At 60.3% G+C, this 21,324-nt stretch carries 16 protein-coding genes and 1 pseudogene; 11 read left to right on the top strand and 6 right to left on the bottom strand.

Going from position 1 to position 21,324, the window contains the following annotated elements; all coding sequences use genetic code 11:
• Window positions 1-87 precede the first annotated feature (87 nt).
• Window positions 88-579 carry a methylated-DNA--[protein]-cysteine S-methyltransferase gene (locus tag BQ4436_RS01530; protein ID WP_070975270.1) on the top strand — a complete coding sequence of 164 codons (492 nt, stop codon included), beginning with the start codon at window positions 88-90 and terminating at the stop codon, window positions 577-579.
• Window positions 563-1,318, top strand: a complete 756-nt coding sequence (locus BQ4436_RS01525) for a fructosamine kinase family protein (protein WP_070975269.1) — start codon at window positions 563-565, stop codon at window positions 1,316-1,318. The genes BQ4436_RS01530 and BQ4436_RS01525 overlap by 17 nt, the downstream gene beginning before the upstream one ends.
• On the opposite strand, the gene nadE is transcribed toward BQ4436_RS01525, so the two are convergent.
• Entirely contained in the window at window positions 1,315-2,163 is an 849-nt protein-coding gene (gene nadE, locus BQ4436_RS01520; protein WP_070975268.1) for an ammonia-dependent NAD(+) synthetase, read from the bottom strand. The two genes, BQ4436_RS01525 and nadE, sit on opposite strands and share 4 nt — an antisense overlap.
• A gap of 35 nt (window positions 2,164-2,198) precedes the next feature.
• Here nadE and BQ4436_RS01515 point away from each other — a divergent pair, with 35 nt between their 5' ends.
• Both BQ4436_RS01515 and ykgO read left to right on the top strand, forming a co-directional pair.
• Window positions 2,199-3,560 (top strand): sugar porter family MFS transporter, encoded by a 1,362-nt coding sequence (locus tag BQ4436_RS01515; RefSeq protein ID WP_070975267.1) that lies wholly within the window; start codon window positions 2,199-2,201, stop codon window positions 3,558-3,560.
• Window positions 3,561-3,674: 114 nt separating this feature from the next.
• Entirely contained in the window at window positions 3,675-3,797 is a 123-nt protein-coding gene (gene ykgO, locus BQ4436_RS01510; RefSeq protein WP_018020497.1) for a type B 50S ribosomal protein L36, read from the top strand.
• Window positions 3,798-3,921: 124 nt separating this feature from the next.
• Here the strand turns inward: ykgO and BQ4436_RS01505 are convergent, their stop codons facing one another.
• Window positions 3,922-5,100 carry an IS256-like element IS1249 family transposase gene (locus tag BQ4436_RS01505; RefSeq protein WP_005323424.1) on the bottom strand — a complete coding sequence of 393 codons (1,179 nt, stop codon included), beginning with the start codon at window positions 5,098-5,100 and terminating at the stop codon, window positions 3,922-3,924.
• 189 nt (window positions 5,101-5,289) lie between these two features.
• Here BQ4436_RS01505 and BQ4436_RS01500 point away from each other — a divergent pair, with 189 nt between their 5' ends.
• Both BQ4436_RS01500 and BQ4436_RS01495 read left to right on the top strand, forming a co-directional pair.
• Window positions 5,290-6,099, top strand: a complete 810-nt coding sequence (locus BQ4436_RS01500; RefSeq protein WP_143000756.1) for a serine hydrolase — start codon at window positions 5,290-5,292, stop codon at window positions 6,097-6,099.
• Window positions 6,100-6,547: 448 nt separating this feature from the next.
• Entirely contained in the window at window positions 6,548-7,768 is a 1,221-nt protein-coding gene (locus BQ4436_RS01495; RefSeq protein ID WP_070975266.1) for an HNH endonuclease signature motif containing protein, read from the top strand.
• 18 nt (window positions 7,769-7,786) lie between these two features.
• Here the strand turns inward: BQ4436_RS01495 and BQ4436_RS01490 are convergent, their stop codons facing one another.
• The 3 genes from BQ4436_RS01490 to BQ4436_RS01480 are packed head-to-tail and all read right to left on the bottom strand — an operon-like array spanning window position 7,787 to window position 13,834.
• Window positions 7,787-11,392: a putative Ig domain-containing protein gene (locus BQ4436_RS01490; RefSeq protein WP_070975265.1), complete on the bottom strand. Its 3,606-nt coding sequence runs from the start codon at window positions 11,390-11,392 to the stop codon at window positions 7,787-7,789.
• A 31-nt stretch (window positions 11,393-11,423) separates the two neighbouring features.
• Entirely contained in the window at window positions 11,424-12,974 is a 1,551-nt protein-coding gene (crtI, locus tag BQ4436_RS01485) for a phytoene desaturase family protein (RefSeq protein ID WP_070975264.1), read from the bottom strand.
• The gene (locus BQ4436_RS01480; RefSeq protein WP_255366081.1) at window positions 12,971-13,834 is read right to left on the bottom strand and encodes a phytoene/squalene synthase family protein; all 864 of its coding nucleotides are present in this window, start codon (window positions 13,832-13,834) and stop codon (window positions 12,971-12,973) included. Before BQ4436_RS01480 ends, crtI begins: the two co-directional genes overlap by 4 nt.
• Before the next feature lie 226 nt (window positions 13,835-14,060).
• Here BQ4436_RS01480 and nrdH point away from each other — a divergent pair, with 226 nt between their 5' ends.
• From nrdH to nrdE, 3 genes and pseudogenes are all read left to right on the top strand, one after another.
• Window positions 14,061-14,288 (top strand): glutaredoxin-like protein NrdH, encoded by a 228-nt coding sequence (gene nrdH / locus BQ4436_RS01475; RefSeq protein ID WP_070361976.1) that lies wholly within the window; start codon window positions 14,061-14,063, stop codon window positions 14,286-14,288.
• A 69-nt stretch (window positions 14,289-14,357) separates the two neighbouring features.
• Window positions 14,358-14,780, top strand: a pseudogene (nrdI, locus tag BQ4436_RS01470) (class Ib ribonucleoside-diphosphate reductase assembly flavoprotein NrdI); the annotation flags it as partial.
• A 208-nt stretch (window positions 14,781-14,988) separates the two neighbouring features.
• Window positions 14,989-17,100 carry a class 1b ribonucleoside-diphosphate reductase subunit alpha gene (nrdE, locus tag BQ4436_RS01465; protein WP_070478486.1) on the top strand — a complete coding sequence of 704 codons (2,112 nt, stop codon included), beginning with the start codon at window positions 14,989-14,991 and terminating at the stop codon, window positions 17,098-17,100.
• A gap of 39 nt (window positions 17,101-17,139) precedes the next feature.
• Here nrdE and BQ4436_RS01460 read toward each other — a convergent pair whose 3' ends face one another.
• The gene (locus tag BQ4436_RS01460) at window positions 17,140-17,862 is read right to left on the bottom strand and encodes a FadR/GntR family transcriptional regulator (RefSeq protein WP_070975261.1); all 723 of its coding nucleotides are present in this window, start codon (window positions 17,860-17,862) and stop codon (window positions 17,140-17,142) included.
• Window positions 17,863-18,126: 264 nt separating this feature from the next.
• On the opposite strand from BQ4436_RS01460, the gene nrdF reads away from it, so the two are divergent.
• Both nrdF and ctaD read left to right on the top strand, forming a co-directional pair.
• Window positions 18,127-19,116 carry a class 1b ribonucleoside-diphosphate reductase subunit beta gene (gene nrdF, locus BQ4436_RS01455; protein WP_070363445.1) on the top strand — a complete coding sequence of 330 codons (990 nt, stop codon included), beginning with the start codon at window positions 18,127-18,129 and terminating at the stop codon, window positions 19,114-19,116.
• A gap of 373 nt (window positions 19,117-19,489) precedes the next feature.
• Window positions 19,490-21,226, top strand: a complete 1,737-nt coding sequence (gene ctaD, locus BQ4436_RS01450) for an aa3-type cytochrome oxidase subunit I (RefSeq protein WP_070361980.1) — start codon at window positions 19,490-19,492, stop codon at window positions 21,224-21,226.
• Window positions 21,227-21,324: the final 98 nt, after the last annotated feature.

The following is a 21,324-nucleotide window of genomic DNA, read 5'->3' as shown; positions in this document are numbered from 1 at the left end:
AGCTTACTGTGAGCGTAGTTTTCGGGGGGGGGGGCTGTCAAATGCTTTTTAAGATTGGCCTATAATTTACCCCCTAAGGTGGGTGCCATGTGTGAAACATCATTCGCTACCGTCGAGACGCAGGTCGGGACGTTGACGGTCGTCGTTTCGCCGCGCGGGGTGCGCCGGATCTCGTTGCCGACGGACGACCCCGCTGAGGTAATCCACGCCACAGGCGCGCGCCCCGGACCGATTGGTGCCATCCGCGGGCAGCTCGAGGAGTACTTCGCCGGGACACGAACGTCTTTCGATGTCCCGCTCGACCTTGAGGGCTTCCCGCCGTTCCGGACGAAGGTGCTGGGCGCGCTCCAACACGTGCCGTTCGGTGAGACGATAACGTACAAGGAGCTTGCTGCGGACGTCGATAATCCGGGGGCGGTGCGTGCCGTCGGCACTGCGTGCGCGAAAAATCCGCTGCCGCTGCTCATTCCGTGCCATCGGGTCGTGCGTAGCGACGGCCACCTCGGGCGCTACCGTGGTGGGGAAGACATGAAGCGATTCTTGCTTGCATTGGAGGGCCACCATGAACGATTTCAGTAAGCGTTGTACCGCGCCGGGCCAGGCGAGCAGCGAGGCCGCCGGCCTGCGCTGGCTGCGCGAGGGCAGCGAGGCAGTCGTGGAGGTCCGCGGCGTGGACGAGGAGCAGCGGACGTTGCGAATAGAACGCGTCGAAACCGTGCGACCCACTCGTGACGCAGCGCGCCGGGCGGGGGAGGAGCTGGCGAAGATTCACGCGATGGGCGCGGAAGCCTTCGGTGCGCCGCCGACCGGGTGGGATGGCCCGAACTTCATCGGCAGGGTAGAGCAGGACTGCGTGCCGGAGCAGCGGTGGGCGAAGTTTTATACCGAGCAGCGCGTGCTGCCGTTCGCTAGGAGCGCACATGTGGCGGGAAATATTTCGAAGCAGCAGCTAGAGCTCGTGGAACGCGCCTGCGCTGCGCTTGTTGAGGGGGACGAGGACGCCCCGCTGGCGCGTATCCACGGCGATCTTTGGGCGGGCAACCTGCTCTTCGACGAGTCCGGCCCGAGGTTCATCGACCCGGCGGCACACGGTGGGCACCCGTTGACGGACATCGCCATGCTGGCGTTGTTCGGCGCGCCGTTTTTGGAAGATATCCTTGCGGGCTACGAGTCGCGGGCAAGCCTGGGGGAGGACTGGCGTCGGCGCATCCCGATTCACCAGCTTCACCCGTTGGCCGTGCACGCGTTGACGCACGGCCCGGCGTACGCGGGGGAGCTTGCCAACGCCGCGCAAGCGACGTTAGACGTGACGGGCTAAGCCTTCCACCAGGAGGAATCTGGCCCTGGCGGCAGGTGTCGTTTGTGCTGGCCGATGCGCCAGAGGTGCTCGATGCGTTCCGCCGCCGCGGACGGAACGGTTTTGCCTTCGAGGTAATCGTCGATGTGCTGGTAGGTCACGCCGAGCGCTTCTTCATCGGGCAAGGCCGGGCGGTCCTCTTCCAGGTCGGCGGTGGGGACTTTCTCCCAGAGGCGAGGGTCGGCGCCGAGCTCGCGGAGGAGAGCTGCGCCTTGGCGTTTGTTGAGGCCGGCGAGGGGGGTGAGGTCTGCGGCGCCGTCGCCAAACTTGGTGAAGAAACCGGTGACGTTTTCCGCCGCGTGGTCAGTGCCGATGACCAGGAGGTTGCGCTCGCCGGCAAGCGCGTACTGCGCCACCATTCGAAGGCGGGCTTTCACGTTGCCCTTGTTGAAGTCGCTGAGGGGCGCCCCCAACGCACCGGCGACCTCATCGCTGAGCGCCTTCGTGGCAGGAGCAATGTCAACGGTCACCGTCTCATCCGGTTCGATGAAGCGGAGCGCCAACTGGGCGTCGTCCTCGTCGACTTGGACACCGTGGGGGAGGCGGACGGCGAGGAAGTGGGCGTCGACACCCGAGTCCCGCAGCCGCTCGACAGCGATCTGTGCGAGGCGACCTGCGAGCGTCGAGTCCTGGCCCCCGGAAATGCCGAGTACGAAACCGGCTGAGGAGGCTGCGCGGGCATAGTCGCAGAGGAATGCGACGCGACGCTCAATTTCTCGCGCGGGATCAATCGAAGGTTGGACCCCGAGCGTGTCGATGATCTCTTGCTGTTTGCTGCTAACTTGCGGTGAATCTGGCCGAGACATAGGAACCAGCGTACCCACGGTGCATATTGGTATGCATGCAACAACTCACCACTGCCCAACGAAGCTACGTCCGGAAGGTTGCGGGCGTCGCCGCGCTGGGCGGGCTGCTCTTCGGCTACGACACCGGCGTGATGAGCGGCGCGCTGCTCTACATCACCCCCGAATTCCAGCTCACGCCAGGGCAAGAAGGGCTTGTGACCTCGATGTTGCTCGTCGGCGCAGCGGTCGGCGCGCTCAGCGGCGGGTCGATCGCGGACAGGCTCGGGCGCAAACGCACCTTAATAATGGGCGGCCTCGTGTTCATCGCGGGCTCGCTGTGGTGCGCGCTTGCAGGATCGGTGGAAGCACTCGCGGCGGCCCGAACGTTCTTAGGAGTCGGCGTCGGCGGAGTGTCCATCGTGGCGCCGATGTACATCTCGGAGATGGTGCCCGCCCGGGTGCGCGGCAAGATGGTGTCACTGAACACGCTGATGATTGTGGTGGGGCAGCTGCTCGCGTACTCCGTGAACTCCGCACTCGCCTCGACCGGCAGCTGGCAGCTGATGCTCGGACTCGCCGCAGTGCCCGGAGCCGCGCTGGCCGTCGGCATGGCATTCCTGCCTGAAACACCCCTGTGGCTCGCCCGCCACCAGCGTATCGACGCAGCCCTCACCATCGGCTACCGCGTCGGCATGACCCGCGAAGAACTCACCCTCGAAACCACCGAAGACGCCGAGCTTCGCGCCCAGCGCGGCGGCGAGTGGGCACGTCTGCGCAACGTTCGGTGGCTACGCATGACCGTGCTGATCGCCGCGCTACTCGGCATTACGCAGCAGGTCACCGGTGTGAACGCCATCGTCTACTTCGCGCCAACGATGATGAACAAAGTCGGCCTCTCCACCGAAAACGCCGTCTACACCTCAATGATCATCGGCCTCGTGTCCGTTGTCGCGTGCTGGGTCGGACTGCAGGTCATCGACAGGATCGGCCGCAAACGACTACTGCTCATCGGCCTGAGCGGCAACGTCATCTTCCTCTTCGCACTCACGCTCACGTACCGTGCCGCGGAAAACAACGCCGCACTCGCGTGGGTCTCACTCGCCTGCATGGCGCTGTTCATCGCGTCGCAGCAAGCAGCAGTCTCGCCCACCACCTGGCTGCTTATCTCCGAGCTGGTCCCGCCACAAATCCGCGGCGCCGGCATGGGCCTCGCAGGACTCGCACTGTGGGTCATGAACTGGATCGTCGCCCAGTTCTTCCTCCCACTTGTCGACGCCCTCTCCGCCACCGCCACCTTCTCCATCTTCATCATCTGTGGCATCCTTGCAGCAGGATTCGTCCGCTACTTCGTCCCCGAAACAATGAACCGGAGTCTGGACGAAGTGGCGTCGGAAATGGAGCAACGCTACACCAAGTAGCAACGGCGTTTTGGTTTCCCCACGTGATGGGGTAATATAACGCGACGTGTCGCGACCAGACTGTTTCCAGTGGTCGCACGAAGATGAAGATCCTCGATTAGAAAGGAGCGCCCGATGAAGGTCCGCAAGTCGCTTCGGTCGCTGAAGAACAAGCCGGGCGCCCAGGTTGTGCGCCGCCGTGGCAAGGTTTACGTCCTGAACAAGAAGGAGCCACGCTTCAAGGCTCGTCAGGGCTAATTCAGCACTCGTGAAAACCCGCACCTCGTGTGCGGGTTTTTTCGTGCCCAGGGCACTAGGGTGGTGAAGGTGAAACGAGGGGTTAAGGGTCAAAATGTGTGTCTGGCTCGGCGTGTCGCGGGGGTTAGATTTGGCCTTTTTGAATGCCGATTGAGTGGGTGTAGTCGGTGTCGATAGCGTTGTCGTAGAGGGCTGGGCGTCCTGTTTCGTGGTCGGCTTGGTTCTCGGTTTGGGTCAGGGTGGATACTTTGGCGAGTTGGCCCTGGCCCCAGTCGGACTGCCTGGCGATTCGTACTGGATCGTCAGGCAGTTCCGTTTTTAAGTAGAGCCACCAATCCAGCATGCGGCGTTGTCGTTCGCCTGATCTGCCGCGGTGGGTTCTGGCGAGCAGTTTGAGCTGGGCGTTGATGCCGCCTTCTAAGCTGTTGGTGGTGGATTTGATCCGCTCGGGCGCAAGGACTCCTGCTGGCGGGTTGAGGTAGACAAACAGCATCTCGGACCGCCAAAGATGGTTGAGGCTGTTGTAGGCCTTGCGCACGTTGTGGTGGGTCCACACGCGGGTCCATGCACCTGTTTTGGGGTCTTTGATCATGGTTTTCTCGTTCATCCATTCCCGGTAGATCGTTGAAAACTCGTGTAGTTGCACACCCCACGCGGCGGCTTCATCCAGTGTGGTGATCCGGGTCAGTTTCAGCGCAAGTCGGTAGATGGTGCGCCCGGCATCGGTGCGTGGGTTGGTGGTGGTGTAGCGGCGGACCACGCGTTGGGCGTGGACGAGGCAGCGTTGAATTTTCGTAGTCGGCCAGCACTTTTTGATTGCGCTGTATGCGCCTTGGCCGCCGTCGATGACGGCGATGAGTGGGGCTTCGATGCGTTCAAGCAGCAGTTGGTAGTCGCGGGTGGTTTCGTGTTTGCACCAGTGCCAGGCGATCACGTGGTCGATGGTCGCCGCGACGATCAGGCAGCCACCGGCGGTGTAGGTGCCATCGAGAAATACCTGGTCGTAGATCCGCTTGTGGTGGCCGGCGGTGGGGTCAGGCACATCAACGAGCCAGCACCACTTGAAGCGCCGCTTCATGGTGGCGCGGCTAACACCGTTTCGTTTGGCTAGGTCGTCGAGTGATATTGCGGTGGTGCAATGCTCGATGAACTGGGTGAACACTGCCGCGTTGGTGATGTCGTTTCGACGTTTGACGCTGGAGGCGCCGCATTGTTTGCAGCGCCATCTGGTGGTGCCTTTGCTGGTGGTGCCGTTGCGTTTCATTTCACCGCCGCAGTGGCAGCGTGGTTGGTTCTTCGACATTGCGACACCACACCACGCCGCGCATAGCACATCACGGCTGCCACACCGAGGATTTCCCGTCGGGGGCTAGATATATGCTTCCGGAGCATATACTTTCCGGAAACCTACAGGTCAATCCGTGAAAATCCGCGATTCCGGACACACTTTTTGACCCTTAACCCGAAACGAGCATGCTGCGCCCTCCTCGCCGTGACCGCCCTCGGGGCCTGCGGGACACCCACTAACGACGCCCCGCCGACCATCACCGTCACCTCAACGACAACGCACCCGAACGCTCAGCCGCCTGCACCAGCTGACGAGCCGGTGGGCGAAGTGGGCGTCGATAAGCTGCTCTCCACTATCGCCGACGAAGTTGCCAACCAGTTCGGAGGCACCGTCGCCGTCGCCGCGGGCGGCGTAGGAAGCAGCGACGACCCAGCGATGCCAGCCTGGTCCACCATCAAAGTCCCCCTCGCAGTTGCCGCGTACCGCGTGGCGCCCGACACCGCGCAGCTCGCAGCACCCGCCGCGATCACCGCCTCAGACAACGACGCCGCGCTGCAACTCTGGAACGCCCTGCCACCCGGTGCCGGCGATACCGTCTTGGCCGAGGGCGGCGTACCAAAAACCATCAACACCGAACGCATCCGACCCGAGTTCTCAACCTTCGGCCAAACCATGCTCACCGCCGCCGAGGAATCCACTTTCATGTCCAATCTGAGCTGCCTGAGCGACGCCGGCCCCGTCCTTGAGTTGATGGGGCAAATCGTGCCCGGGCAGGACTACGGCCTTGGACAGCTCTCCAACGCGCGGTTCAAAGGCGGGTGGGGGCCCTCGATGTCCGGTGGATACGAAGTGCGCCAGATGGGACTCGTGTCAAATTCCGCAGAGCAGGACGTTGCTTTGGCTTTGGTCGTTGTCCCCGCCGACGGCAGCTACCAAACCGGCCAGGCCATGGCTAACGCCGTTGCAGAACAGCTCCGGAGCCAGCTAGATCAGCTGCCGGTTGCGGCATGCTGATTGGTTGATGTGGGTGTCCGCGGGGCGGACAAACAGCTGGCGAAGCTTGGCTCAACCCACCTCTCAATAAGTAAGGTTTCCGCGGCGCGGACACCGCTTCGTGATTTGCACGGACGATTCCCGCATTCCGCGGGGCGGACAATCTATCCGTTGTTACAACCCAACCTCCCGCACAGTCCGCCGCGCGGATTCCAACGAAGCTTTAGTCGACTCCAGTAGCATTCCGCGGCGCGGACAGAGCGAGTTCAGCTCAATACCCAAACGATTGCATCAAGGTGTCCGCCGCGCGGACACCCACCCACACACCCGTGCTCGAAAGTGGCGTCGCAAAGCACCCCGCGCACTGTCCGCCGCGCGGACACCCACCAACAAATATTTGAATAAACCTCTTGACACCACCATTCGAACACGTATACTAAACAAAACAACCAAAACACCAGGGGGAACCATGCACACCACCATCGACGCCGACACCATCATCAACACCATCGTAGAAAGCGCACGCCTGTTCGCATACTCACACGCAGAAATACTGACCGCGATCGCCGAATTCGACACCCACAACCTCGCCGAAGCCTACGGGTGTGCCTCAACCGGGGCATGGCTTGCCAGAGTGCTAAAAATGAAACGCACCCGCGCCTACGAATACGCCGCCGTCGCACGCAAACTCACCGCCTTTCCCACCATCCTCGACGCGCTACGACAAGGAACCATCGACTACACCAGCGTGCGCTACATGCTCGACTACGCCACCGACACAAACCAACACGAACTCGTAGAAATAGCCGCCGAATCTGGCTACCAAGGCCTCGTACACGCCCTGGCAGGCGCAACCCCCACCAATAGGCAACCCCAGGATGCTGGTGCACACTGCGGGCTGACCATCCGCGAAGACGGCCAATACCTACGCGGCTGGTTTTGCATGAACGCGACCGACGGTGTGGCCTTTCAAGCAGCCCTGCGCGCAGGCGCACACGCCTATGCGGATGACAACGCGATGGATGAGGCGGATGCGCAGATGATGCGCTCGACCTTCGGGCTGCCACCGGCACGATTAATGCTGCAATCACTGATGGGGATGGTGCACATGGTGCGCACCGGGGCCGCTAAGCATGCAACGATGGCGCCGGCGGCACAGGTGATGGTGCATATGACATCAGATGGGCGAGCATTTTTGCCGAATCACATGGCGGCGCCTGCCGCACGGCTTGCCAACTTGGTAGATCATGCAGATTTGATGGGTGTGCTCTATGACGCCCAGGGGCAGGTGGTCAGGTTTGGGCGCAAACGCAGGCTTGCAAGCCCGAAGCAGGTGCAGGTGTTGTTAGGGATGTGGGGGCATAAGTGCGCGGTGCCAGGGTGTGGGCATACCAGGTTTTTGCAGATGCATCATATTCGGGATTGGGCCGAAGGAGGTGCAACGGATGTGGAGAATTTGGTGCCGTTGTGCTCGAGGTGTCATTCGTTGGTCACTGATGGGTTTATCCGGGTGGTCAAGCCTGGGCCGGTGTTGTATTTCCGGTTTGCTAGTGGTGAGCAGTGGGTGTGTGAGCCTGGTCGGGTGGGGTATCGCGATGATGCTGCCGAGATTGAGTTGGATGGGTGGGGTGTGGATTCGTTTGCGGATGAAGCCGCACCGACGTGGGATTGGGACACACCCAAGGTTTAACCACGTCGGCGCATCTTCCTATGGCAGCATCGACTGAATCTGCTTCATGAGCTGAGGGTTCGTAGCGACGACACCACCAACCAACGCGATGATGCCCAGAATTACCAGTGCGGCGATTCCACCCTTCGAGGAACCGGAAGCGCTGCCGTCCTCTGCAACCTGAGGCTGCGTTGGATCTGAGGTAGGAGGCTCGGATTGTGTAGTAGTTGCCGTAGTTTTCTCAGAGGGTGCTGCAGACGATGTTGTCTTGCCTGTTGACTTAGTCGGAACCGGTGTCTGGCGAGGAGGCTCTGCAGCGGGAGTCGTCTCTTTCGGCTTCTGCGGAGCCGTCGAAGCGGTTGTTGTCTTGGTTGGGCGAGGCTTCGGCACCGACAGCGTGATTGTCTCGGAAGCTTGATTGCCGGCTTCATCCGTGGCGGTGATGACTACACGGTGTGTGCCCGAATCTTTGGTCGAACCAACAATCCGGTTCCCTTTATGTCGCAGTCCGGCTGGCAGGCCGGTCACGGACAAAGCGGTCTTGGTTGCGTCCTCGACTCGGATCGGCAGGTCGAACTTGGTTGCCGCAGGCGGGTTGTGGTCAACCAAGATGCGAGGCCGGACGGTGTCCACCACGCGGAATCCAATTGCGCCCTGGCCCGTATTTCCAGCCGCATCAAACGCCTTGACGGAAGTCTGGAAGTTGCCCAGCGCTGAAGGTGTACCGCTGATGGTGCGGGAGCTTTCGTCGAAACGCAGACCGTGTGGGAGACCCGAAACGGTAACCCGTTCCACCCCTACGCCGTCTGTTGCATCAACAACATGCGAGAACGGTGTACCAATTTCGTGCTCAAACTCGGCGTTTTGCACTGTTGGGGCAGTGGTGTCCTCTACCACCAGCTCGAGCTCCGCCTCGGATGTATTGCCACTGGTATCAGTAGCGATGACGGTGACAGAGTGCGAGCCGACCGCGTCAGTGACGCCATCGATGACGCCGTTGGTGTCGTCATAAGACAGGCCACGGGGGAGGCCGTCGACGCGCACACTGACTGGGGTTGCGTCGTCAACCTCAATGCTGATGGAGTCATTGAATTCTGAATTGGCTTCCCAGCGAGCGTTGCTCCGCATGTTGATGGCTGGCTTCTTCGTGTCGCGCACCTCGAGCTGAACTGTTTCCGTTGCAGTATTGCCAGCGGCGTCCGTGGCGGTTACCTGAAGCTCGTGCGTTCCGACGACGGTGGTCGTGCCGTAGATGTACTCCCTAAATGGCACGAGGCCATCAGGGAGTGCACTGACTGTCACAGTAAGGAAACTGTCGCTGTTATCAGTGACCGGAATCTTGTGGTCGGCGTACTCGCCAGCCTCCAGGACCAGCGCAGTGGTATCGATCACGGGCGGAGTGGCGTCGTTAATCTGGAAACTGATACTGCTCGATTTTTCGTTCCCACGTGCGTCGCGTGCCGTCACGGTTGCATCTTGTTCCCCAGGCTTCGTCGGTGTCCCTCGAACAGTGACGGTGGCGCGGAGCCGTGGTTCGTCGTACTGAATGTCCGCATACAGACCTTCTGGCAGGTCGGTTACCTCGACGGTCAGCTCGTTGTACTCGTCCGTGATGGTGAATTCGAACGGTTCGATTTCGGCATCGGAGTCGAGTTCTTTCTTTTCGACGTCCCCAATCACGGGAGCGGTCTCGTCAGTTGCTTTCGCGTATTCGTAAAGAAGGTCTTCTTGCCAGCCCTCCGGAAGCTCGACTGGGTTGGCGTCGACAAGGCTTTGGACTTCAATGCCTTTCACGTTGCCGTTGTCGTCGTAGTAGATCCCGGAAACAAGGCCTGCGACGTCGTCTCCGATGGTGACCGGCGTGTTGATCTCTGGGACGAAATCACCGTAGGGGAGAAGCAGGATCGCGTCGCCGATGGTGCCTGCCACGGTCAATGAACGCCAGTCGATACTAGCCGTGTCCCCCAGGTGTACTTGGTCGGTCGATAGGAGCGCTCCAGGAGTCTCGGCGTTTTCGCCCAGACGTGTGTCATCCGGGGCTTGGATGTATGGGAGATGTGCGTCGAAAAATGTGCCGATTTCGGCCAGTGCCCAGTGCTTGGGCCACCCGTATGTCGTAGAAACTCCGCGCGCCCCGCCCGGCCCGGTGCACGCAGGACTTGTGTAGATCCGCTGATGGACGTGATCGACGTATTTCGCTGTGCACTCCTGGTCGAGGAAGAGATCGCGATCGTTGTCGTCGAGGCCCACGGCGTCGCCTTGGTTGACCGCGACGGGGTTCTCGGCCTCGTCCTGCGCTTTTTGGTACGCGTCCCACTGTGCTTTCGCGAGGCCCGAGTAGTTGACGTACTCGTCGCTAGTTGGAGTCTCTTCCCATCCGACAGCAATACCGTATTTGTGGGCTTGACCTGTTCCGACTCTATCGTTCCCGGAGTTCACGCCGATAAAGTGACGCTTGCCGTCTTCATCAATGACCCAGTTTGGCCCGCCCGAATCTCCCTTATGCATTGGGTCGTCTTGTGTGAAGTGGATGACATTATTGATCACGCCCATGACGTAGTTCTGCATCACGTGGCCGGTCGTTTGACCGAAGCCGTACACCATCTGACCGACCCGGAGCATTGACGGCAACAGAACGCTGTCGGAGGTGTAGGCATTCTCTCCAAGTAACGCCGAGCGGTGTTCGGGGATATCGATGTAGCCCCAGTCTTTGCTCATGGTGCTGTCGGTGAGATCGCCCTCGAAATCGAACTCGGTCACCACCGTGCCTAGGTAATAGTTCCTGTTTTGTGTGTCGGTGAAGTAGAGAGGGCCGCCATCGCTGCAGTGACCAGCTAGGAAAATGCGGTTGTTGGGCTTATCGATGTATCCGACGGTGCAACCATGACCGTTGTTGAAAATTTTGTCACCCTGGTTAATCGTGCTTACTTCGCCCGGAGCATATGACAGCATGGATTCACGCTCGAGGAGTAACGCCACTTTGTTCGGTTCGCTTGTCGGAGGAACTTCTGGGTCTGCGAGGAGGACGAGTCCCTGTCTGTGGTCGTCGTTGTCAAAGACCCCCTCATACATCCCGAGGTAGCGGCCGCCGACTGAAACTGGTGCGCCATGTGTCAAATACGCATGGCTCGGAAGTGTAATCGCCAGGAAACCATCGGTGGTGTTCTCAATCGTTGCATCGTAGTCTTCCCGTGGGCCGTGAACGGTCACGGTATCTCCGGCCGAGAGGTACGAACCGAGAACTGGCTCAGCTGACTCACCGACTTGTGGAAGCAGCGAGTCCGGGATCGCGTAGGAAGCGAAGCGATTCAGGAAGAGATCTTTGTTGTGAGAAAAATCGGTCTGCCTGTCCTCGAAGTAGTGTATGGAGCCCTCGGAGTCGCGGTAGTACAGGGAATGCCCTTCGCCGCAAAGCGCGTCGGTATACACACGCCCATCCGCGATGTGGGCAACCTGGCAGATGTACTCATGGCCTCCCTTCGAGTACGACAATTTATCCCGCTGCTCGAACAGCTCCTCATGCTGATCGGGCACCCACTGACTTGTCGTCTGGGCTGTGGCGTCGGGCGGGGAGAAGACAGTGGTGCTCATCGCGAAGGCTGTGAAAAGGGCGATAAGCGTCTTACCAGGTCGGAAGCTTCGCATGAATTAAATGTACAGAATCTTCACGAGCTTCTCACAGTTTTGGTATAGGAGATGCGTCACGAAGTCCGAGCATGCGCTTGACCACGTTCTCAGCAGAGATGAGGCACATGGGCACACCGACGCCAGGAACGGTGGTTTGCCCCGCGTAGTACAGGTTGTCCACCTTGGCGGAAATGTTGCGACCGCGGAAGAACGCGGATTGCCGCAGGGTGTGCGCGGGCCCGATGGCGCCACCTGCGAAGGAGTAGTAGCGTCCGGCGAAGTCAGCGGGGCCGATGGTGCGCTTCACGACAACCCGTTCCCGCAGGTCAGCGACACCAGTGCGTGCGACGATGAGGTCCAGTGTCGCGTCAACGATGGCGGCGACACGCGGGGACTCTGCAGCGCCGTACGCGTCCCCGTGCCCGATCGACGGGTCGGCCGCAACCGGGATGAGCACGAACAGATTCTCACACCCGGCGGGCGCGACAGTCGGGTCCGTGGCGGAGGGCTTGCACACGTAGATCGAGCGCGATGCGTCGCGCGAGCCGCTGCTGTCAGCAGGGAACACGGCGTCGAAGTCTTCGCCCCACTCCTCGGAAAAGAACAGCGTGTGGTGAAGCAGTTCCGGCAGCGCACCGCGCACACCAATGAGCGCGAGTACGCAGCTCACACCTGGGTTGTGGTGCTTAAAGTGCGCCTCGGAATAGGTGCGAGCAGACGCGGGGAGCAACGAAGTCTCGGTGTGGTGCAGGTCTCCGGCGGCGACGACGACGTCGGCGGGCAGGAAGCGCGTCCCGCTTTCGCTGAGCACGTGTATGCCGGTGGTGGAGCCGTCGATAACTTCGATGCTGGTGGCCTCGTGCTCAAGCAGGATTTCGACGCCGTGCGCGCGGGCGAGCCGCTCGAGCGCGGTGACGATGCCGCTGAATCCGCCTTGTGGGTAGCGCACGCCGAGAGTCAGGTCGGTGTGGCTCATCAGGTGGTACAGGCTCGGGGTGTCGCGCGGCTGTGAGGACAGGAACACCGCCGGGTACTGCAGGATCTGGCGCAGGCGCGGGTCGCGGAAACGCTTGTCCACGTAGCGCTGCAGCGGCTGGAGCAGCAACACCGCGAGGGTGAATGCGCGGGAGACGACGTCGCGGTGCAGGAACGGCCGCAGCGAACTGAACGTGGTGTAGAGGAAGCGGTCGAGCGCGATGTTGTAGACGTCGGCCGCGCTGGCGAGGTAGTCGCGCAGCGCGTCGCCCGCGCCGGGCTCGAGGGACTCGAAGAGGTCGGCGACGGCGTCGGTACCGAAGGGGACGTCGAGAAGCGGGCGGTGTTCGGGGTAGATGCGGTAGCCGGGGTCGAGAAGTTGCAGGTCGAGCTCTGCCGCGGTGGAGGTGCCCATGAGCTCGAAGAAGTGGTCGTAGGCCTCGGGCATGAGGTACCAGGAGGGTCCGGTCTCGAAGCGGAAGCCGCCGATGCGCAACTCGTCCGCGCGCCCGCCGAGGTGCCCATTCTTTTCGACGACCACCACCGCCGAACCGCGCTTCGCCAGCAGGCACGCTGTTGCCAGGCCTGCGATTCCCCCGCCGATGATGACAACGCGCTCCGTCACTGCAGCCTCCTTCCCGTCGCCGCCGTCCGCGCGATGATGGCTGCTTTCCGCGGCGCGGACACCCGGACCCGTTGGGTGAGGATGGCTTCTGGTGGCGTGTCCGCGAGCAAGTCGGTGAGCGCTTCGAACAGGTTCGCCGCTACCGCGACGGCGACACCGCAGCGCTTGGGCAGCGCGGGGATGGCGGACCACGCGGCGTCGAAGTCGTGGCGGATGTCCGCGACGATCGCGTCTCGGCCGGCCTTGGTCAGCGGGTAAGAAGCCTGCGGGAAATAGTTACGGGCGAGCCGGTTGGTGTCGTCGGCGTAGTCGCGCAGGAAGTTCACCTTCTGAAACGCGGCCCCCAGCGCCCGCGCACCTTCCTGCAGCTTGCTGTACTCGGCCTGGGGAGGGCGTCGGCCCCCGAAGAAGACATCCACGCACAGCAAACCGATGACCTCGGCGGAGCCGTAGATGTATCGCTCGACGGACTCCTCCGTGTGCGCCTCGCCGGTTATGTCGTGGCGCATCGAGGTGAAGAACGTGGCGAGGTGGGCGTCGTCGAAGTTGCAGCGGCGCGCGGTATCGGCGAAGGCGTGCAGGATCGGGTCGGTGTGGAACGTGGTTGCTGTGGCGCTGCGGACGCGCTGCTCGTAGTCCTTGAGGGCTGCCGCGCGCTCGGGGGAGGGGGCGGCACCGTCCACAATTTCGTCGGCGATGCGCACCACCGCGTAGAGGTTGCGGATGTCGGTTCGCTGCGGCTCGGGAAGTAGTCGCGTGGCGGCGCCGAAGCTCGTCGAATAGCTGCCAATGACCTCGCTCGCGGCGCGCCGTGCCATGTGGCTGTAGCGTTGCTGCGGGCTGGGGTGGGAGCGAAACATTGGTGGGCTTTCAGGTCATCGGAAGTGATTTTTCATAGTCTAGGCTACATGTGGACCCGCGGTGGGAGCCGTGCTGGGAATACCACGCGTGTAACTACTATATGTAGTATCACTTGCAGAAATATCACCCAAGGTATAGTGTCTTCTCTTGTAGCGCCGATCAAGACGGCGCGGGGAAAACTCCCGAAATAGTCTTCATTTTATGTAGAGAGAGAGCCCACAGGTTATGTCTATTACCGTTTACACCAAGCCGGCGTGCATGCAGTGCAAAGCGACCACGAAGGCGCTCGAAAAAGCAGGGCTGGAGTACGACCTTGTAGATATCTCCGTCGACGACGAAGCACGTGACTACGTCCTCGCGCTCGGCTACCTCCAGGCGCCAGTTGTTGAGGTGAACGGTGAGCACTGGTCCGGGTTCCGCCCGGAGCGCATCCGTGGCCTGGCTGCGGCTTAACTCTTCAGACGTCTCGCGCCGCTAGTGTTTTTGCACATTGGCGGCTCTTTTTATGTAGGGGTCATACAAATGTTGATCGTGTACTTCTCGTCGTTGACGGAGACGACGAAGCGGTTCGTCGATAAGGTGGGGCTTCCCGCACGGCGCATCCCGTTGCGGCGCACCGACCCTGCACCAATTATCGACGAGCCCTACGTCCTCATCTGCCCGACCTATGGCGGGGGCGTATCGATGACGCACGTGAACACCAAACCTGTCCCGCCGCAGGTCATCAAGTTTTTGAATGACGAACACAACCGCAGCTATATCCGTGGCGTCATCGCGTCTGGCAACTCCAACTTTGGCACGGACTACGGCCTGGCTGGTGACGTAATATCGGAGAAGTGCAACGTCCCGTACCTGTTCCGCTTTGAGCTGCTGGGTACTGACGACGACGTACTACGCGTGCGCAACCAGCTGATTCAGTACGCGGACCGCCTCGGCCTGCTGCCGCTGACCCCCGAGCAGGAAGACGCGCTAGAGTCGGTTGGGCAGCTGCCGGGGCAGGAGAACGTACAACGCTTAGCGCAACTGCGCGAGAAATATACAAATAAATACCGCAACGCCGATCGTTAATTAACACTGAAGCATCAAGAGGATATCTGTGTCTACGAACCCTATTCATGGCAAGAATGTGCCGGAGCCAGTCAACGAGGCTGACATGCTGGACTACCACACGCTCAACGCACTGCTGAACCTGTACGACGAAAACGGTCAGATCCAGTTCGATAAGGACCGCGAGGCTGCGAATCAGTTCTTCCTGCAGCACGTGAACCAGAACACGGTGTACTTCCACGACCTCGAAGAGAAGATGAAGTACCTGGTGGACAACAAGTACTACGAGCCCGAGGTTATTGAGGCATATGACTGGGAGTTCGTGAAGGACACGTTCAAGCGTGCGTATGCCTTTAAGTTCCGCTTCAAGTCCTTCCTGGGCGCGTACAAGTACTACACCTCCTACACGCTGAAGACATTCGACGGTCGCCGTTACCTCGAGCGCTTCGAGGACCGCGTGGCGATGACCGCGCTCTTCCTCGCAGACGGTAGGGAAGAGGTCGCATCCGCGCTCGTCGACGAGATTATGACGGGCCGCTTCCAGCCGGCGACGCCGACATTCCTCAACGCAGGCAAGGCGCAGCGCGGCGAGCTCGTGTCTTGCTTCCTGCTGCGCATCGAGGACAATATGGAGTCCATCGGCCGTGCGATTAACTCCTCGTTGCAGCTGTCGAAGCGCGGCGGCGGCGTAGCGTTGCTGCTGTCGAACATTCGTGAGGCCGGCGCGCCCATTAAGCACATCGAGAACCAGTCGTCTGGTGTGATTCCAGTGATGAAGCTGCTGGAGGACTCCTTCTCCTACGCAAACCAGCTCGGCGCACGCCAGGGCGCAGGTGCTGTGTATCTCAACGCGCACCACCCTGACATCATGAAGTTCCTGGACACCAAGCGCGAAAACGCTGACGAGAAGATTCGTATTAAAACGCTCTCGCTGGGCGTCGTCGTCCCAGACATCACCTTTGAGCTGGCGAAGCGTAACGACGACATGTACCTGTTCTCGCCGTACGACGTCGAGCGCGTCTACGGCGTTCCGTTCGCCGACATCTCCGTCACCGAGAAGTACGAAGAGATGGTGGAAGACCCGCGCATCCACAAGTCGAAGATTAATGCGCGTCAGTTCTTCCAGACGCTGGCGGAGATCCAGTTCGAGTCCGGCTACCCGTACATCATGTTCGAGGACACCGCGAACCGAGCGAACCCGGTCAAGACTGGCCGCATTAACATGTCCAACTTGTGCTCCGAGATCCTGCAGGTCAATTCCCCGTCGGAGCTCAACGCTGACCTGACGTACGCGAAGGTCGGCCACGATATTTCCTGCAACCTTGGCTCCTTGAACATTGCGATGGCGATGGATTCCGACGACTTCTCCCGCACCGTCGAGACCGCAATCCGCGGTCTTACGGCGGTGGCGGACAAGACGTCGATTGACTCGGTGCCGTCGATCCGTGAGGGTAACGACGCCTCCCACGCCATCGGCCTGGGCCAGATGAACCTGCACGGATTCCTTGGCCGCGAGCACATCCACTACGGCTCAGAGGAAGGCCTCGACTTCACGAACGCCTACTTCGCGGCCGTGATGTACGAGTGCATCAAGGCATCGCACAAGATCGCAGTGGAGACGGGCAAGAAGTTCGAAGACTTCGAGCGCTCCGAGTACGCCACCGGCGAGTTCTTCGACCGCTACAACCCGGAGGATTTCCAGCCGAAGACGGAGAAGGTCAAGGCGCTGTTCGAAAAGTCGACGATCGCAGTGCCGACGGCCGAAGAATGGGCAGCACTGAAAGAAGCGGTCGCTCGCGACGGCATCTACAACCGCTACCTGCAGGCAATCCCGCCGACCGGCTCGATTTCTTACATCAACAACTCAACCTCCTCGATCCACCCGATCGCGTCGAAGATTGAGATCCGTAAGGAAGGCAAGATCGGTCGCGTCTACTACCCGGCGCCTCACCTGAACAACGACAACACCGAGTACTTCGACGACGCCTACGAGATCGGCTTCGAGAAGATCGTCGACACCTACGCTGTCGCTACGAAATACGTCGACCAGGGCCTGTCGCTGACCCTGTTCTTCAAGGACACGGTGACGACGCGCGACCTGAACCGCGCGCAGATCTACGCATGGCGCAAGGGAATTAAGTCCCTGTACTACATCCGCCTGCGCCAGATGGCCCTGGAGGGCACCGAGATCGAAGGTTGCGTGTCCTGCATGCTGTAATGCTGGTTGAGAACAGCGCTGTTTGAGAACAGCGCTGGCTTAGAACTCGACGAAGCCGTCCACTCCGCGCAGAAGGCTCCAGGATGCGTTTTCTGCTCCTGTTGAGTCGCCGGATTGGATGGCTTCTGCCACTTTCAGGTGGTATGCCATTGCATCAAGGTGTGGGTCGTTCGGCATGATGCCGTAGCGGGTGCGCCCTTCAAGCACGTACAGAATGGGAAGGGTGAGGGTGCTAAACATCTCGTTGCCGGAGCACTCCAATATTAAGGTGTGAAAACGTTTATCCGCCTCGAGGAACGCGTCCGTGTTGCCCTGTCCAGCTTCGGAGAGCTCCATGAGCTGTTCGGCGAGCGCCTTGAGTTCCTGTGCTTGTTCCTTCGTTGCGTTCGTCGCTGCGAGCGCTGCTGCGACCGGCTCGACTGCCTTGCGCAACTGGTCGAGTGACACGATCTGCTTCGCTCGGTGCGCTTCGCTGCTGAGACGCCAACGGATCACCGCCTGGTCAAAGACAGCCCAGTGTTCTTCCGGCAGCACCTTAATGCCGACTCTGCGAGAGGAGCTCACAAGCCCGAGCTGCTCCAGCGCGCGCATTGCCTCACGCGCGACTGTGCGCGAAATCCCAAACCGGCTGGAAAGATCCTGGAGCGTAAAGCGCTCTCCCGGCGCCATTGTCCCCGATACAATCTCGCCCCCAAGCTCGTCGAGCACCTTGGTCAGAAGAGGTCCTTCGGCGGATTCGGCAGGATCGAGGGTGAGAGGCATGCTATTCATCCTTTTTCTCGTATCGGAGAGTTTGAATTGAGACTATTAATCAGCATAACCCCGGCTGTGAACTACAACGCAACGAGTCGGGCATGGGTGGGGGTAGGAGGGGGTGAATCCTAAGGAGAAAGCGGTGTAGGGAACTGGTCGCGTTTGGCGAAAGTCAAAGTCGGCTGTCCGGAATGTACCCCCGCCAAGTGTCCGCCGCGCGGACAATCGCAACCGGCGCCGCTGCGTAGAGGCGCTTGCGCTAAGATGGGCGCCATGACTGAAGAGTATCTTGGCTACCTGCAGGCTCATAAGGAGCCGATGAAGGCGATTAACTGGAACGAAATCCCTGATGAGAAGGACCTCGAGGTGTGGGACCGCCTCACGGGTAACTTCTGGCTCCCAGAAAAGATTCCTGTTTCGAATGACATTCCGAGCTGGAACACGCTGACTGATGATGAGCAGCTTTCCACGATGCGCGTGTTCGCAAACCTGACGCTACTGGATACGCTGCAGGGCACCGTCGGTGCGGTATCTCTGCTGCCGGACGCGAAGACGCTGCACGAAGAGGCCGTCTATACGAATATTGCGTTCATGGAGTCCGTACACGCCAAGTCCTACTCGAACATTTTCATGACGCTGGCGTCCACCCCGCAGATTAATGAGGCGTTCCGCTGGACAGAAGAAAACAAAGAGGTGCAGCGCAAGGCTAAGATTGTAGAGTCCTACTACCGTGGCGACGACCCAATGAAGAAGAAGGTCGCCTCCGTCATGCTGGAGTCCTTCCTCTTCTACTCGGGCTTCTACCTGCCTTTGAACTGGGCGGTGCACTCGAAGCTGACGAACACCGCGGACATTATCCGCCTCATCATTCGCGATGAGGCCGTGCATGGTTACTACATTGGTTACAAGTATCAGGTTGGTCTGCGCGACGAGTCCCCGGAGCGCCAGGAGGAGCTCAAGGAGTACGCCTTCGATATTCTCTACGACCTGTACGAGAACGAGATTCAGTACACGGAAGATATCTACGATCCGCTGGGCTGGACCGAGGACGTGAAGCGTTTCCTGCGCTACAACGCGAACAAGGCCCTCAATAACCTGGGCTACGAGGGGCTTTTTCCGGTCGATGAGGCTCGCGTTTCGCCGGCGATCCTGGCGTCGCTATCGCCAAACGCGGATGAGAATCACGACTTCTTCTCTGGCTCGGGTTCCTCGTACGTCATTGGCAAGGCCGAGGAGACCGAGGATGATGACTGGGACTTCTAACCCTGTCAGCTGAGTGCTTTTGACGCCACTTCGTGCCACCGCAGCAGTTTGCGGTGGCGCGTTTTTCGTTTTCGGGCGTAAACGTGCCCAAACTTTGGGTTGATACTAAACGGGGGACGTGTGTGGGGGAGTTTCGAAACGTTGCGAGCGTACTGGCTTGTGCTATGTGTTTGGTGGCTGCTGTGACTGTTGGTGTTTCGGCAGGTAACTCATGGTGGCTGTTGTCAGGCCTTGGCAGGGGTGCGAGGTGGACGTTGGGGAAAGGCCCGGAAAGGCTGGCAAATGTATGGGCGCGTCACTTAAGATGATGCGGTATCACAATTAGCTTTCGTGTACCTGTTTTGTGCGCGAAAGTTACAGTCAGGAGGAACGAATGACCGCTGTGGCGCCAAGGCTGGAGACTAAAGTCCAGTCGACACGTCCGGAGCCAACTGGCAATGGCCGGATTGGCTCTCAGATTTATAAGCAGCTCACCACGACAGACCACAAAGAGCTGGGCATCATGTACATCATCATGTCCTTCATCTGGTTCTTCGTTGGTGGCTTGATGGCTCTGCTGATCCGTGCTGAGTTGTTCAGCCCGGGCCTGCAGTTCCTGTCCAACGAGCAGTTCAACCAGCTGTTTACCATGCACGGCACCGTGATGCTGCTTGCGTTCGGTACGCCAGTTGTGTGGGGCTTCGCTAACTATGTCCTGCCGCTGCAGATCGGCGCGCCGGATGTGGCGTTCCCACGTCTGAACGCGTTCGGCTTCTGGATTACGTCCGTCGGTGTTTTCGCGATGCTGGCTGGGTTCTTGACCCCGGGTGGTGCGGCTGACTTCGGCTGGACCATGTACATGCCGCTTGCTGACGCAACGCACACCCCATCCGTATCCGCGAACCTGTGGATCGTCGGTGTGGGCGCAACCGGTATCGGTACCGTCGCATCCGCGATCAACATGCTGACCACCGTGCTCACCATGCGTGCGCCAGGCATGACGATGTTCCGTATGCCAGCGTTCACCTGGACCGTGTTCGTCACCTCGATCATCGCGCTGATGATCTTCCCGCTGCTGCTCGCTGCTGCACTGGGCGTGCTGTACGACCGTCTGCTGGGCGGCCACATCTACGACACTGCAAACGGTGGCGCAATCCTGTGGCAGCACCTGTTCTGGTTCTTCGGACACCCTGAGGTGTACGTCCTGGCGTTGCCGTTCTTCGGTATCATCTCCGAGATCATCCCGGTCTTCTCCCGTAAGCCAATGTTTGGCTACATCGGCCTGATCTTCGCAACGCTCGCGATTGCTGGCCTGTCGATGGCTGTGTGGGCGCACCACATGTTTGCAACCGGTGCCGTCCTGCTTCCGTTCTTCTCCTTCATGACCTTCCTGATTTCCGTCCCGACCGGTGTGAAGTTCTTCAACTGGGTGGGCACGATGTGGAACGGACACATCACCTTCGAGACCCCGATGCTGTGGGCGATGGGCTTCCTGTTCACGTTCCTCTTCGGTGGTCTGACCGGTATTATGCTGGCTTCGCCACCGCTGGACTTCCAGCTGCATGACTCCTACTTCGTGGTTGCGCACTTCCACTACACCCTGTTCGGTACCGTGGTGTTCTCCGCAATCGCTGGTGTCTACTTCTGGTTCCCGAAGATGACCGGCCGCATGCTGGACGAGCGCCTGGGCAAGATCCACTTCTGGTTCACGTTCATCGGTTTCAACATGACCTTCCTGGTCCAGCACTGGCTGGGCAACATGGGTATGCCACGCCGCTACGCTGACTACCTGGATACCGACGGCTTCACGCTGCTGAACCAGATCTCCACGGTCGGTTCCTTCATCCTGGGCATCGGTATGCTGCCGTTCATCTGGAACGTCATCAAGTCCTGGCGTTACGGCGAGATTGTCACCGTGGATGACCCATGGGGCTACGGCAACTCGCTCGAGTGGGCAACCTCCTGCCCGCCACCGCGCCACAACTTCACCGCGCTGCCACGTATCCGCTCCGAGCGTCCTGCGTTCGAGCTGCACTACCCGCACATGGTGGAGCAGCTGCGCCGCGAGGCTCACAGCAACCACAAGGCTGATACCCCAGCAACGTGGAAGGGCACGAACTCCGGGAAGTAACCAGATGGTGAACCCCTCATCCTGACAGATCACACCCCTCATCGGTTCTCCGATGAGGGGTTTTGTGTTGTCAAAAGGTGCTACCCTCATCACAGTCA

This window comes from Corynebacterium sp. MC3, assembly GCF_900099485.1.
Classification (GTDB): Bacteria; Actinomycetota; Actinomycetes; order Mycobacteriales; family Mycobacteriaceae; genus Corynebacterium; species Corynebacterium pseudogenitalium.
The sequence above is the reverse complement of the archived record's forward strand: the minus strand, read 5'-3'. Positions and strand labels throughout refer to the sequence as shown.

Bases quoted from the DNA above. Each gene is read 5' to 3' on its own strand.
- BQ4436_RS01530 (WP_070975270.1), top strand. From the start codon at position 88: ATGTGTGAAACATCATTCGCTACCGTCGAGACGCAGGTCGGGACGTTG.
- BQ4436_RS01525 (WP_070975269.1), top strand. From the start codon at position 563: ATGAACGATTTCAGTAAGCGTTGTACCGCGCCGGGCCAGGCGAGCAGC.
- nadE (WP_070975268.1), bottom strand. From the start codon at position 2,163: ATGTCTCGGCCAGATTCACCGCAAGTTAGCAGCAAACAGCAAGAGATC.
- BQ4436_RS01515 (WP_070975267.1), top strand. From the start codon at position 2,199: ATGCAACAACTCACCACTGCCCAACGAAGCTACGTCCGGAAGGTTGCG.
- ykgO (WP_018020497.1), top strand. From the start codon at position 3,675: ATGAAGGTCCGCAAGTCGCTTCGGTCGCTGAAGAACAAGCCGGGCGCC.
- BQ4436_RS01505 (WP_005323424.1), bottom strand. From the start codon at position 5,100: ATGTCGAAGAACCAACCACGCTGCCACTGCGGCGGTGAAATGAAACGC.
- BQ4436_RS01495 (WP_070975266.1), top strand. From the start codon at position 6,548: ATGCACACCACCATCGACGCCGACACCATCATCAACACCATCGTAGAA.
- BQ4436_RS01490 (WP_070975265.1), bottom strand. From the start codon at position 11,392: ATGCGAAGCTTCCGACCTGGTAAGACGCTTATCGCCCTTTTCACAGCC.
- BQ4436_RS01480 (WP_255366081.1), bottom strand. From the start codon at position 13,834: ATGTTTCGCTCCCACCCCAGCCCGCAGCAACGCTACAGCCACATGGCA.
- nrdH (WP_070361976.1), top strand. From the start codon at position 14,061: ATGTCTATTACCGTTTACACCAAGCCGGCGTGCATGCAGTGCAAAGCG.
- nrdE (WP_070478486.1), top strand. From the start codon at position 14,989: ATGCTGGACTACCACACGCTCAACGCACTGCTGAACCTGTACGACGAA.
- BQ4436_RS01460 (WP_070975261.1), bottom strand. From the start codon at position 17,862: ATGCCTCTCACCCTCGATCCTGCCGAATCCGCCGAAGGACCTCTTCTG.
- nrdF (WP_070363445.1), top strand. From the start codon at position 18,127: ATGACTGAAGAGTATCTTGGCTACCTGCAGGCTCATAAGGAGCCGATG.
- ctaD (WP_070361980.1), top strand. From the start codon at position 19,490: ATGACCGCTGTGGCGCCAAGGCTGGAGACTAAAGTCCAGTCGACACGT.